This window comes from Enterobacter sp. 01-M-02-SI-ECC (genome assembly GCF_047530595.1).
Lineage (GTDB): Bacteria > Pseudomonadota > Gammaproteobacteria > Enterobacterales > Enterobacteriaceae > Enterobacter > Enterobacter cloacae_M.
Genome location: NZ_JBLKCZ010000003.1, coordinates 243405 through 255599, shown reverse-complemented (window position 1 = coordinate 255599; position 12195 = coordinate 243405). Strand labels below are relative to the sequence as shown.

The 12195-nt window shown below is 52.2% G+C and carries 14 protein-coding genes; 9 read left to right on the top strand and 5 right to left on the bottom strand.

Annotation, left to right across the window (positions count from 1 at the left end; genetic code table 11):
- The first annotated feature begins 8 nt into the window (after nt 1–8).
- The 6 genes from rlpA to lipA all read left to right on the top strand — a co-directional run bounded on the left by rlpA (nt 9) and on the right by lipA (nt 5996).
- Complete coding sequence (gene rlpA / locus ACMWLG_RS06865) at nt 9–1121, top strand: endolytic peptidoglycan transglycosylase RlpA (RefSeq protein ID WP_045402139.1); 1113 nt, start codon at nt 9–11, stop codon at nt 1119–1121.
- Nucleotides 1122–1260: 139 nt separating this feature from the next.
- Nucleotides 1261–2472 (top strand): D-alanyl-D-alanine carboxypeptidase DacA, encoded by a 1212-nt coding sequence (dacA, locus tag ACMWLG_RS06860; protein ID WP_014069323.1) that lies wholly within the window; start codon nt 1261–1263, stop codon nt 2470–2472.
- Between the two features lie 106 nt (nt 2473–2578).
- A complete protein-coding gene (ybeD, locus tag ACMWLG_RS06855) occupies nt 2579–2842 on the top strand; it encodes a DUF493 family protein YbeD (RefSeq protein WP_006177135.1) in 264 nt (87 codons plus the stop codon).
- Between the two features lie 94 nt (nt 2843–2936).
- Nucleotides 2937–3578, top strand: coding sequence for a lipoyl(octanoyl) transferase LipB (gene lipB, locus ACMWLG_RS06850; protein ID WP_045402138.1), 642 nt, complete (start codon nt 2937–2939; stop codon nt 3576–3578).
- Nucleotides 3579–3869: 291 nt separating this feature from the next.
- Nucleotides 3870–4823, top strand: coding sequence for a YbeF family transcriptional regulator (locus ACMWLG_RS06845; RefSeq protein WP_032665064.1), 954 nt, complete (start codon nt 3870–3872; stop codon nt 4821–4823).
- A gap of 207 nt (nt 4824–5030) precedes the next feature.
- Complete coding sequence (gene lipA, locus ACMWLG_RS06840) at nt 5031–5996, top strand: lipoyl synthase (RefSeq protein ID WP_013097595.1); 966 nt, start codon at nt 5031–5033, stop codon at nt 5994–5996.
- Between the two features lie 81 nt (nt 5997–6077).
- Here lipA and tatE read toward each other — a convergent pair whose 3' ends face one another.
- Together tatE and ACMWLG_RS06830 are read right to left on the bottom strand one after the other, a co-directional pair.
- Nucleotides 6078–6281, bottom strand: a complete 204-nt coding sequence (gene tatE, locus ACMWLG_RS06835) for a twin-arginine translocase subunit TatE (RefSeq protein ID WP_414762967.1) — start codon at nt 6279–6281, stop codon at nt 6078–6080.
- 125 nt (nt 6282–6406) lie between these two features.
- A complete protein-coding gene (locus ACMWLG_RS06830) occupies nt 6407–7195 on the bottom strand; it encodes a deaminated glutathione amidase (RefSeq protein WP_045402132.1) in 789 nt (262 codons plus the stop codon).
- Nucleotides 7196–7262: 67 nt separating this feature from the next.
- Here ACMWLG_RS06830 and crcB point away from each other — a divergent pair, with 67 nt between their 5' ends.
- On the top strand, nt 7263–7646 hold the full coding sequence (gene crcB / locus ACMWLG_RS06825) for a fluoride efflux transporter CrcB (RefSeq protein ID WP_023310740.1): 384 nt from the start codon (nt 7263–7265) through the stop codon (nt 7644–7646).
- Between the two features lie 219 nt (nt 7647–7865).
- Here the strand turns inward: crcB and cspE are convergent, their stop codons facing one another.
- Together cspE and pagP are read right to left on the bottom strand one after the other, a co-directional pair.
- Entirely contained in the window at nt 7866–8075 is a 210-nt protein-coding gene (cspE, locus tag ACMWLG_RS06820; protein WP_002439184.1) for a transcription antiterminator/RNA stability regulator CspE, read from the bottom strand.
- 190 nt (nt 8076–8265) lie between these two features.
- Nucleotides 8266–8883 carry a lipid IV(A) palmitoyltransferase PagP gene (pagP, locus tag ACMWLG_RS06815; RefSeq protein ID WP_080298633.1) on the bottom strand — a complete coding sequence of 206 codons (618 nt, stop codon included), beginning with the start codon at nt 8881–8883 and terminating at the stop codon, nt 8266–8268.
- Nucleotides 8884–9275: 392 nt separating this feature from the next.
- On the opposite strand from pagP, the gene dcuC reads away from it, so the two are divergent.
- Both dcuC and rna read left to right on the top strand, forming a co-directional pair.
- A complete protein-coding gene (gene dcuC, locus ACMWLG_RS06810) occupies nt 9276–10643 on the top strand; it encodes an anaerobic C4-dicarboxylate transporter DcuC (RefSeq protein ID WP_045402125.1) in 1368 nt (455 codons plus the stop codon).
- A 94-nt stretch (nt 10644–10737) separates the two neighbouring features.
- Complete coding sequence (gene rna, locus ACMWLG_RS06805; protein ID WP_045402122.1) at nt 10738–11547, top strand: ribonuclease I; 810 nt, start codon at nt 10738–10740, stop codon at nt 11545–11547.
- Here the strand turns inward: rna and ACMWLG_RS06800 are convergent.
- The gene (locus tag ACMWLG_RS06800; RefSeq protein WP_045402120.1) at nt 11541–12158 is read right to left on the bottom strand and encodes a flavin reductase family protein; all 618 of its coding nucleotides are present in this window, start codon (nt 12156–12158) and stop codon (nt 11541–11543) included. The genes rna and ACMWLG_RS06800 overlap by 7 nt on opposite strands.
- Between the last annotated feature and the right edge of the window lie 37 nt (nt 12159–12195).

The window sequence follows — 12195 nt, the reverse complement described above, 5'->3', positions numbered from 1 at the left end:
GGATCGGAATGCGTAAGCAGTGGCTGGGGATCTGCATCGCGGCAAGTTTACTTGCGGCCTGCACAAGTGATGATGGTCAGCAACAGGCAACCGTCGCGCCGCCGCAGCCTGCGGTATGTAATGGCCCGATCGTTGAAATCAGCGGTGCCGATCCCGTTTATGAACCGCTGAATGCCAGTGCCAATCAGGATTACGAGCGCGATGGCAAAAGCTATAAAATTGTTCAGGATCCTTCCCGTTTCAGTCAGGCGGGCTTTGCCGCCATTTATGATGCCGAGCCAGGAAGTAACCTGACGGCTTCCGGGGAAGCGTTCGACCCAATGCAGCTGACGGCGGCACACCCGACGCTGCCGATCCCGAGCTACGCCCGTATCACCAACCTGGCGAATGGCCGTATGATCGTCGTGCGGATCAACGACCGTGGACCTTACGGGAATGACCGGGTGATTTCCCTGTCGCGCGCGTCTGCCGATCGCCTGAACACCTCGAACAACACCAAAGTCCGTATTGATCCGATTATCGTCGCACAGGATGGTTCGCTCTCCGGGCCGGGTACCGCGTGTACGACGGTGGCAAAACAGACCTATGCCCTTCCTGACCGCCCAAATCTTGACGGCGGAATGGGAAGCGTCTCGTCTCCGGCAGAGCCAGCTCAGCCGGGGGGAGAAATTCGCCCGATCAGCAATGACACGCTGCAAAGCGAGGATTCTACCGGCGCGCCGGTAAAGAGTAGCGGCTTTCTTGGCGCACCGACGACCTTAGCCTCGGGCGTGCTGGAAGGCAGTGAGCCGACTCCGGCCCCTGCTCCCGTTGCTGCGCCAGCGACCCAGCCGGCTCCCGTAACGGCGCCAGCGGCCACGCAAAGTGCGGCGGTGGCGGCTCCAGCAGCGGCCAGCGGCAACTATGTGGTTCAGGTAGGCGCAGTGAGCGATCAGGCCCGGGCCAAGCAGTACCAACAGCGTCTGAGCCAGCAGTTTGGCGTACCGGGACGCGTTGAGCAGAACGGCGCGGTCTGGCGCATTCAGATGGGGCCGTTTGCCAGCAAATCGCAGGCCGCATCCCTGCAGCAGCGTCTGCAGAATGAAGCTCAACTTCAGTCATTTATCGCTGTTGCGAAATAATTAACCGGCGGTATCCGAATTGTCAGTTAGTGTAAAACACATTCACAAACTCATGCTTAAAGTCGGATGCCTGCCTGAATAGCATTTGCTATAGTAAGGCACTTTTTTTAATTCCATCACGGATGTCGTAGTTCTGACCATGAAGACCACTTTTTCTGCTCGTTTTGTGCAGCGCATGGCGCTGACCACGGCCCTTTGCGCTGCTGCGCTCTCTGCAGCTCACGCCGATGACCTGAATATCAAGACCATGATCCCTGGCGTTCCGCAAATCGACGCGGAATCCTACATCCTGATCGATTACAACTCTGGCAAAGTACTGGCAGAACAGAATGCCGATGCCCGCCGTGACCCGGCCAGCCTGACCAAAATGATGACCAGCTACGTTATCGGCCAGGCGATGAAGGCAGGTAAATTCAAAGAATCGGATCTGGTCACCATCGGTAACGATGCGTGGGCAACCGGGAACCCTGTTTTCAAAGGTTCCTCTCTGATGTTCCTGAAGCCGGGTATGCAGGTTCCTGTTTCCCAGCTGATTCGCGGTATCAACCTGCAGTCTGGTAACGATGCCTGCGTGGCGATGGCCGATTTCGCCGCCGGTAGCCAGGATGCCTTTGTGGGCCTGATGAACAGCTACGTTACCGCGCTGGGTCTGAAAAACAGCCATTTCCAGACCGTACACGGCCTGGACGCAGACGGTCAGTACAGCTCCGCACGTGATATGGCCCTGATTGGTCAGGCGCTGATCCGCGATGTACCTAACGAATACTCTATCTATAAAGAGAAAGAGTTCACCTTCAACGGTATTCGTCAGACCAACCGTAACGGCCTGCTGTGGGATAACAGCCTGAACGTTGACGGCATCAAAACTGGCCACACCGACAAAGCGGGCTACAACCTGGTGGCCTCTGCCACTGAAGGTCAGATGCGTCTGATCTCTGCCGTGATGGGCGGCCGCACCTTTAAAGGTCGTGAAACAGAAAGCAAGAAACTGCTGACCTGGGGCTTCCGCTTCTTCGAAACCGTGAATCCACTGAAAGCAGGCAAAGAGTTTGCGTCTGAACCCGTCTGGTTCGGCGACAACGACCGTGCTTCACTCGGCGTTGATAAAGACCTCTACCTGACCATTCCACGCGGTCGCATGAAGGATCTGAAAGCCAGCTACGTGCTGAACAGCACCGAGCTGCATGCCCCGCTGCAGAAAAACCAGGTTGTGGGCACGATCAACTTCCAGCTGGATGGAAAAACGATCGATCAGCGTCCGCTGGTTGTCCTGCAAGAAATTCCTGAAGGCAATTTCTTCGGCAAAATCATTGATTACATTAAATTGATGTTCCACCACTGGTTTGGTTAAAAATTGAACACTTGAAAGTGTGATTTTGATCCCCATATACTAAGTATCCTGATAACTCCCATCTGACGTGGGAGTTATTATTTTTTGACGTTACGCCGGAGCTGACATGAAAACCAAACTTAACGAACTGCTTGAATTCCCTACCTCATTTACCTACAAAGTAATGGGTCTGGCGAAACCTGAGCTGGTTGATCAGGTGGTTGAAGTGGTACAGCGCCATGCGCCGGGTGACTACTCTCCGTCAGTAAAACCAAGCAGCAAGGGCAACTACCACTCTGTCTCTATTACCATCACTGCGACACACATTGAGCAGGTTGAAACGCTGTACGAAGAGCTCGGCAATATCGAAATTGTTCGTATGGTGCTGTAGTCCCTTTGCGGTTACCCGGTTTGCCGGGTAACCCCTCTCCCCGCTGTGATATACTCCCCCACACCTTTTGTCCCTCGTCTTCGGAGACGCAGTTTTGTATCAGGATAAAATTCTGGTCCGTCACCTCGGCCTGCAACCTTATGAGCCTGTCTCCCAGGCCATGCATGACTTCACCGATTCACGCGATGACAGCACCCCGGATGAGATCTGGCTGGTCGAACACCTGCCGGTATTTACGCAGGGCCAGGCGGGTAAAGCAGAGCATTTGTTAATGACGGGAGATATCCCGGTTATTCAGAGCGATCGCGGCGGTCAGGTCACTTATCATGGGCCCGGACAGCAGGTGATGTACGTCCTGCTCAATCTGAAACGCAGAAAGCTTGGCGTACGTGAACTGGTTACCTTACTGGAACAAACTGTCGTCAACACTCTGGCGGAATATGGTATTGACGCGCATCCACGCGCCGATGCGCCAGGCGTTTACGTTGGGGAAATGAAGATCTGCTCCCTGGGGCTGCGTATTCGTAAAGGCTGCTCATTCCATGGCCTGGCCTTGAATATTAATATGGACCTCGCGCCTTTCCAACGCATTAACCCCTGCGGCTATGCCGGCATGGAAATGACGCAGGTACGCCAGTGGGTTGAAACCGCTACGCCAGAAACTATTCGTCCCGTGCTTTTAAAGCAGATGTTAGCGCTACTTAACAATCCCCCATACGAATATATCCCTGCTTAATACATCATACAACATGGCTCGATAATTTGGCGGGCCACTGTTTATTTACCGTTTTTGCGCTTTACAATAATCCACAGATTCTATATTTTCGAAGCGCCCGAATATTACCGCTACATATTATTTAGCCTCCAGCAAGCACGGCAAACACGGCATAAGTAACGTGAGCAAAAATCACTCAACTGTTTGTTTTTGATAAACAAGTGAAACAAAACCAACACTTTACGAATCTCTACAAGCATAATAAATAAATTCAACTATCATTCATATTGTGAATGTATACGGAGTGAAAGCGTGGAGTATAATAATTTACCAGCCAAACGACTGAATGAACCCGGTGGCGAAGACAAGCCACAAATTTTTCGGACTTTACGTAATATTGATCTCAATTTACTGACTATTTTTGAGGCGGTATATGTCCATAAGGGTATCGTTAACGCTGCGAAAATTCTTAATCTCACGCCATCAGCAATAAGCCAGTCAATCCAAAAGCTTCGCGCTATATTTCCTGACCCATTATTTATCCGCAAGGGCCAGGGGGTAACGCCAACGGCTTACGCCACGCATCTCCATGAGTACATCAGTCAGGGGCTGGAGTCGATTCTGGGCGCGCTGGATTTAACCGGAAGCTATGATAAGCAGCGAACCATCACCATCGGCTGTTCCCCTTCTGTAGGGGTGCTGGTGATGCCGGCGATCTTCCAGGCCGTGAAAGAACATGCTCCGCAGCTCCTGCTTCGTAACGTGCCTCTCAATGAACCAGACATTCAGCTTGCCCAGTTCCAGACGGACCTGATTATTGAAAGCGGCAGCTTCAGTGCCAGAGCGCTGGGGCAAAATGTGCTTTATGCGGATAACCTGGTACTGGTTTGCCGCCAGCAGCATCCTGCTCTTAGCGAGCCGTTAACCATCGAAAACCTGCGCAACTACGATCACTCATCTTTCATGACCGAAGGGCAATCTAATCACGCACTTCGTCAGCGTATTGATGAAATTTTCCCGGAACGTCAGATCAGCTTCAGCAGTTACAATATGTTTACCACCGCATCCCTGATCGGCAGCAGCGACATGCTGTGCGTTATGCCATCACGCCTGTACAGTCTGCTACAAAAATGCTGGCCGCTGGAAAGCATCCCGCTCAGTCAGCTTAATGCGGAATCTATCGAGATTTCACTGCATTATAACAAGCTGAGTTTGCGCGACCCGGTCCTGGAAAACGTCATCCGCATTATCCGTCAGGCCTTCTGACAGGTTTAGCCAGCACAAGTCCCTGCAACCCGCAGGGCAAAAGGCACAAAACAACAACTATTTTACAAATTGGCGATCTGGCAGGCTGCTTTAACGACCGTTTCAATGATATACTGCCTGTCGTTCGTTCAAAAATAGTTGATAAATACAACATTCCCTTGAATTGAAACGCTTTCCTTCGATATTCGCAACTGGAACACGCACGCTATGAGTAAACCCATTGTGATGGAACGCGGTGTTAAATACCGCGATGCCGATAAAATGGCCCTTATCCCGGTTAAAAACGTGGCTACAGAGCGCGAGGCGCTGTTAAGAAAACCGGAATGGATGAAAATCAAACTTCCGGCCGACTCTTCGCGTATCCAGGGGATCAAAGCGGCGATGCGCAAGAATGGCCTTCACTCCGTCTGTGAAGAAGCCTCTTGCCCGAACCTTGCTGAATGTTTCAATCATGGTACCGCGACGTTTATGATTCTGGGTGCTATCTGTACCCGCCGCTGCCCGTTCTGCGATGTTGCTCATGGCCGTCCAGTCGCGCCTGATGCTAACGAACCCCAGAAACTGGCGCAGACCATCGCCGACATGGCGCTGCGTTATGTGGTTATCACGTCCGTTGACCGTGACGACCTGCGTGACGGTGGTGCTCAGCACTTCGCCGACTGCATTACGGCCATTCGAGAGAAAAGCCCTAACATCAAAATCGAGACGCTGGTGCCTGACTTCCGCGGCCGTATGGACCGTGCGCTGGATATCCTGACCGCAACGCCGCCAGATGTGTTTAACCACAACCTGGAGAACGTGCCGCGTCTTTACCGTCAGGTCCGTCCGGGCGCTGACTACAACTGGTCCCTGAAGCTGCTGGAGCGTTTCAAAGAAGCGCATCCGCATATTCCGACCAAGTCTGGTCTGATGGTGGGTCTGGGTGAAACCAATGATGAAATCATCGAGGTGATGCGCGATCTTCGCCGCCACGGTGTGACCATGTTGACCCTCGGACAGTATCTGCAGCCAAGCCGTCACCACCTGCCGGTACAGCGCTACGTGAGCCCGGACGAATTCGATGAAATGAAAGCCGAAGCGATGGCGATGGGCTTCACCCATGCTGCCTGCGGCCCATTCGTTCGCTCCTCATACCATGCCGATATGCAGGCTAAAGGCGAAGAAGTTAAATAATGCTGTAATATTCATTTACAGTAATACAAAAAAACCGGCCTCATGAGCCGGTTTTTTTTCGCAAGCCCTCAGGCGTTGCTGTCACTCTTTGTGAGAAAGCTTGTCTGCCGGGACGGCATCCTCGGCGCTTTTCTTCGCCGCTGCATCATCATCGCTCATCGCTTTCTTGAAGCCTTTGATAGACGCGCCCAGATCACCACCCAGCGTGCGTAACTTCTTGGTACCAAACAGCAGGACGACCAGTGCGGCAACCACCAGCAGTTTGGTAATACTAATCTCACCCATAGATACCTTCTTTACTTAAAACAGGCTGCATTCAGCGCCAAAACCTGACTGTATTAACGGTCATTTAGCGCGTGCACACAATAGCAATCTGTAACAAGGTGAATCAAGCATTGTTGAAAAAAACATCACAATAATTGCGGTGGCGCAAACCGACGATTGCGAAGAACGGGTAATTGCTGACGCGCAAGCGCAATTCTCTCTAAGTTTATCTCCGCCACCAACAAATACGGGGCTTCAGCGGCGGCGGCGATCGTCACCCCCAGCGGATCAACCACCCTGCTTTGCCCGATGTTTTTCGTGCCACATTCTCCTGCGGCAACGACATAGCAGGTTGTATCCAGCGCGCGCGCCGCAAGCAGCGTTGCCCAGTGGTGCTCTTTTAACGGCCCTCTGACCCACGCGGCAGGGAGTACCAGCACGTTCGCCCCCTGCAGCGCCAGATGCAGCGCCAGCTCGGGAAAACGCAGGTCATAGCACGTCATCAGCCCGATCTTAAATCCGTCAATCTCCAGCAGCGGAGGGAGCTCGTCTCCGGGGTCAACGCGACGCGACTCCTGGATGCTGAACGCATCATAGAGATGAAGCTTGGCGTAACGTGCGACGATGGCCCCGTCACGAATCGTCACGAGCGTATTCACCGCGCGACCCGGCTTGGAGGGAACATGGATCGTTAAGATCGTCGTCATCGTATTGCCCGCGCTTTGGGCGAGTAATTGCTGTAAGAATTCGCCATCCAGCGGCTGCGCGGACTTCACGGATAAATCCGGGTCATTATCGTCCCTGGCCAGCAGCGCCTCGGGGAGAACCAACAGCGACGCGCCTTTCTGCCGGGCCTGCATCATCAGTTCGACGCATGTTCTCGCATTCTGATGCCAGTCAGGCGTGACGGCAAACTGCCCTACCGCTACATACATATTTGTCCCCTCATCATAAACGGCGTTAAACTCGCTACTCTTACACATCAAATAGCAGGTATTTAGCGTGTTACAACTACTTTTAGCCGTTTTTATTGGTGGGGGAACGGGTAGCGTTGCGCGATGGTTTCTGAGTATGCGGTTTAACCCCCTGCATCAGGCGATTCCCATGGGGACGCTGGCCGCTAACCTGATTGGTGCCTTTATCATCGGCATGGGGCTGGCCTGGTTTAACCGAATGACGCACATTGACCCAATGTGGAAGGTATTGATTACCACCGGATTCTGCGGCGGTTTGACCACCTTCTCAACCTTTTCTGCGGAAACGGTTTTTCTCTTTCAGGAAGGCCGCATTGGCTGGGCGCTGATGAATATGGCGATCAATATGTTCGGCTCGTTTGCGATGACGGGGATCGCATTTTGGCTATTTTCTTCCGCAAGCGCGCATTAACAGCCGAACCGTTAATGTTGGCTTAATTATTCTCTGTCACTCTAAATGCAATACTGAACGAGGGTGACAGAATGAAACAGAGTCTGATGAGCGCAGGAATGGTGTTGGTGAGCGTGCTGATCGTAGCCAGCTTCCTGAAAATGTATCTGCTTGGCTGATTCAAAACGAAAAAAACCCGCTCAGTGAGCGGGTTTTGAAATTCTTGCTGACGCGTCTGAATTACAGAGCGATTACGTTAGCAGCAGAAGGGCCTTTGGCACCGTTAGTGATTTCGAACTCTACACGCTGACCTTCAGCCAGAGTTTTGAAACCATTAGACTGGATTGCAGAGAAGTGTACGAACACGTCTTTGCTGCCATCTTCAGGAGTAATGAAACCGAATCCTTTGGACTCATTAAACCACTTAACGTTACCTTTAATCTTAGACATCAAAATTACCTTTACATTAAAAAACGACACAAATGCTGTGTCGGTTATCAGTACATCAATTGTGGGACCTTTTGTCCAGCGGATCTTTGATAAAAAGTGACTAAAGTCGCGTTAATTTTCACTGACAGATTTTTATCGCTTATGAATCAACAACTGCGCGTTTTATCACCAGCATGTAACGTTTTGTCAGTTAAAACTGAAAACGCATCCAGGCGAAGTAAACGTTACCGTTGTTGTACGTACCCGGGATGTAGGTCATCTGGAACGTTGCGGGACCATAGCCAATAGAGGCCAAAGGCAGTAGGACCGGGATCGGAATATAGTTCCAGTTGTCACGTGCAGTGACCCCGGCGGTATAGCCCAAACCGACGTGGAAGTTCTCGTCCGCTAGCGGACGCCAGGTTTTCTCCCAACCATATCCCCCAATCGGCTCCCATTTATTAAACGAGTCTTTGAAGGCCATCAGATAGATGCCATGCCAGTTTCCCTTTTCATCCCAGCGCGACTGGCCAAAACCCGCGCCCCACGGACGCTCGTTGTATTTATCGGTTTTCTCTTTGTCATAAGCAAAACGCGCATGCCACGTTATTGCCGGGACATAGAGATCATAATGTTCAGGTGCCGTCCATGTCTGGGAAACATTATCCGTAAAGGTTGAGAACCAGCCTTTATCCGTCGCGTTGCCTTCTGCCTGTGCAACAGAAGAAAACGTTAACTGCCCAAAAATAAACAACAAAATAGAGAAAAATGTATTACGTACGATCACAATGCAATTACCATTCTTAGTATTCGAGGCAAAGTTTACCATAAAATAGTTGAATCAAGGCTTAACGACATCGGCGTTATTCCTAATTATTCGGGCTCTTTCCGGGAATATTCTTAAAGAAAGCAAGGGATACGTGCAAATAAACCCACAAGGGGTGTGACTTCTCACATTACTCTTTGTTAATCAGCAATATGCAAAACCACACAAAAGATTAACAATTTGTTATCATTAATGGGACATGTTGCGCTATTTCTGACGGTCAAGGGCCACATGACATAAATGTACGGGCCATGGCAAAACACGGTTGTTCGGTTCTCTAGTCGTCTGTTTATTGATTTTAATCAGCAAGAACAGGCCAATTATTCGGCACATTTTCATCCTTCTTTTTTTATTGATTTTTTGTGCTCCATAGCAGCAGAGATACAGGGGAAATCATGCTTACGTTATTCGAACTCCTTATTGGAGTCGTCGTCATTGTCGGCGTCGCACGCTACATCATTAAAGGCTACTCGGCCACGGGCGTATTATTTGTCGGCGGTCTAACGCTGCTGATTATCAGCGCAATAATGGGGCACCAGGTGTTACCTGCCAGCGCGACCAGCACCGGTTACACTGCTACAGATATTGTTGAATATATTAAAATATTGCTCATGAGCCGCGGCGGCGATCTGGGTATGATGATCATGATGCTGTGCGGTTTTGCAGCCTACATGACCCACATCGGCGCCAACGACATGGTCGTTAAGCTTGCCTCTAAACCCCTGCAATACATTAACTCGCCGTATCTGCTAATGGTCGCCGCCTATTTCCTCGCCTGCCTCATGTCGCTGGCCGTTTCGTCAGCTACCGGACTTGGCGTACTGCTCATGGCGACGCTGTTCCCGGTCATGGTGAACGTCGGTATCAGCCGTGGCGCGGCCGCGGCAATTTGCGCGTCTCCGGCAGCGATTATTCTCTCCCCGACCTCCGGCGACGTTGTGCTTGCGGCAAAGGCGGCGGAGATGTCACTCATCGACTTCGCCTTTAAAACCACGTTACCGATCTCGATCGTTGCCATCGTGGGCATGGGGATCGCACATTTCTTCTGGCAGCGCTATCTCGATAAGAAAGAAAACATCAACCATGAAATGATGGACGTGAGTGAAATCACCACGACCGCTCCCGCGTTCTATGCCATTCTGCCGTTCACCCCGATCGTCGGAGTGCTGATTTTTGACGGCAAATGGGGTCCACAGCTGCACATCATCACCATTCTGGTCATCTGTATGCTGCTGGCCGCCGTGTTGGAGTTTGTGCGCGGTTTTAACACTCAAAAAGTCTTCTCGGGTCTGGAAGTGGCGTATCGCGGTATGGCGGATGCCTTCGCTGGCGTGGTGATCCTGCTGGTTGCAGCGGGCGTTTTTGCCCAGGGTCTGAGCACGATCGGCTTTATCCAGAGCCTGATTTCTATCGCCACCTCGTTCGGCTCGGCCAGTATTATCCTGATGCTGGTTCTGGTGGTGCTCACCATGCTGGCGGCGATGACCACCGGTTCCGGTAATGCGCCTTTCTACGCTTTCGTTGAGATGATCCCGAAACTGGCTCACTCTTCCGGTATTAACCCAGCCTACCTCTCCATTCCCATGCTGCAGGCGTCAAACCTCGGCCGGACCATTTCGCCGGTGTCAGGTGTGGTCGTCGCCGTTGCCGGGATGGCGAAAATCTCGCCATTCGAAGTCGTCAAACGCACTTCAGTGCCCGTTATAGTTGGTCTGATTATCGTGATTATCGCCACGGAAGTGCTGGTACCCGGCGCGGCCTAAGCTAAATTATGGATATCCAAAAAGCGCCTGCGGGCGCTTTTTGTGCTTTAATAACTTCCAGAAATAAATCGTGCTCATTCGATCAGGAAATCATATGTTCAGGAAGGATATCGTCATCCCGTCTGGCGCAATGGCGCTTTCTCTCTGTCTCTTCTCCGCGCAAGCGGAACCGCTGAAGGCAACACAGTATGGCGATTTCGATCGCTATGTGCTGGCTCTGTCCTGGCAAACCGGGTTTTGCCAGAGCATGGTCGAGCGCAACCGCAATGAACCTGACGAATGTCGCCTGCAAAAAGAGCGCGATAATAAAGCCGATTTTCTGACCGTCCACGGTCTATGGCCTGGCCTGCCAAAATCTATTGCCGCACGCGGCGTGGATGAACGTCGATGGATGCGTTTTGGCTGCGCCACGCGCCCGATTCCGAACATGCCGGAAGTGAAGGCCAGCCGCAAATGCGATGCCGCCGAAACCGGACTCTCGCTTTCTGCTGCCGCTAAGCTCAACGATGTCATGCCGGGTGCGGGCGGTAATTCCTGCCTGGAACGTTATGAATATGCCAAACATGGCGTCTGCTTTGGTTTCGATCCGGATGCCTATTTCGGCACGATGGTGCGGATGAATCAGGAAGTTAAAAACAGCGCGGTCGGTAAATTCCTCGCCGAGAATTATGGGAAAACCATCAATCGCAGCGACTTTGACAGTGCCGTTGCCAAAAGCTGGGGCAAGGAGAACATCAAAGCGATCAAGCTGACCTGCAACGGCAATCCGGCGTATCTGACCGAGATGCAGATTTCGCTTAAGGCGGACACCATTAACAACCCGCTTTCTCCGGCGTCATTTGCACCGCAGCCACATCCGGGTAACTGCGGAAAACAGTTCGTGATTGATAAAGCCGGTTACTGATCCGCGCCCGGGCGCACCATGTCAAACCGGTTTTCGTCACTGATGCCATAGTACGCCGTCGGCCCACCCGCACGCAGGATGGGCTGCGCTTTAGCCGTCTGGTATATCCCCTCTTCCAGCAGCGTTTCGGCAATATGGATACCGACCACCTCCCCCAGCACCAGCCACGTATCGACCGGTGTGCCGTCGGCACCGGTAAGCTGAATGCACTGCGACAGGCGGCACTCAAAGTTAACCGGGCTTTCCGCGACGCGGGGCGCGTTAACCAGCTGGCTCGCCGCCGGCGTGAGTCCGGCAAAGCTAAATTCATCCCGATCGTGAGGAAGCATGGCAGAGGTTTGGTTCATCGCCTGCGCGAGATCGCGCGTCGCCAGGTTCCAGACAAACTCTTTTGTTTCGTTAATATTACGCACGCTGTCCTTCCAGCCGTTGCTGGAAAAGCCGATGATCGGCGGGCGATAGTTAAAGCAGTTAAAGAAGCTGTACGGTGCGAGATTCAGCTGACCGGCCTTATCGCATGACGAGATCCAGCCGATCGGACGTGGACCAATAATGGCGTTCAGCGGATCGTGCGGCAGGCCGTGACCCTGAGACGGTTGGTAGAAGTACATAATTCTCTCTCGTTGGTGGGCTGACGCGAATTGCACT

Bases quoted from the DNA above. Each gene is read 5' to 3' on its own strand.
- rlpA (WP_045402139.1), top strand. From the start codon at position 9: ATGCGTAAGCAGTGGCTGGGGATCTGCATCGCGGCAAGTTTACTTGCG.
- dacA (WP_014069323.1), top strand. From the start codon at position 1,261: ATGAAGACCACTTTTTCTGCTCGTTTTGTGCAGCGCATGGCGCTGACC.
- ybeD (WP_006177135.1), top strand. From the start codon at position 2,579: ATGAAAACCAAACTTAACGAACTGCTTGAATTCCCTACCTCATTTACC.
- lipA (WP_013097595.1), top strand. From the start codon at position 5,031: ATGAGTAAACCCATTGTGATGGAACGCGGTGTTAAATACCGCGATGCC.
- tatE (WP_414762967.1), bottom strand. From the start codon at position 6,281: ATGGGTGAGATTAGTATTACCAAACTGCTGGTGGTTGCCGCACTGGTC.
- ACMWLG_RS06830 (WP_045402132.1), bottom strand. From the start codon at position 7,195: ATGTATGTAGCGGTAGGGCAGTTTGCCGTCACGCCTGACTGGCATCAG.
- cspE (WP_002439184.1), bottom strand. From the start codon at position 8,075: ATGTCTAAGATTAAAGGTAACGTTAAGTGGTTTAATGAGTCCAAAGGA.
- pagP (WP_080298633.1), bottom strand. From the start codon at position 8,883: ATGGTAAACTTTGCCTCGAATACTAAGAATGGTAATTGCATTGTGATC.
- dcuC (WP_045402125.1), top strand. From the start codon at position 9,276: ATGCTTACGTTATTCGAACTCCTTATTGGAGTCGTCGTCATTGTCGGC.
- rna (WP_045402122.1), top strand. From the start codon at position 10,738: ATGTTCAGGAAGGATATCGTCATCCCGTCTGGCGCAATGGCGCTTTCT.
- ACMWLG_RS06800 (WP_045402120.1), bottom strand. From the start codon at position 12,158: ATGTACTTCTACCAACCGTCTCAGGGTCACGGCCTGCCGCACGATCCG.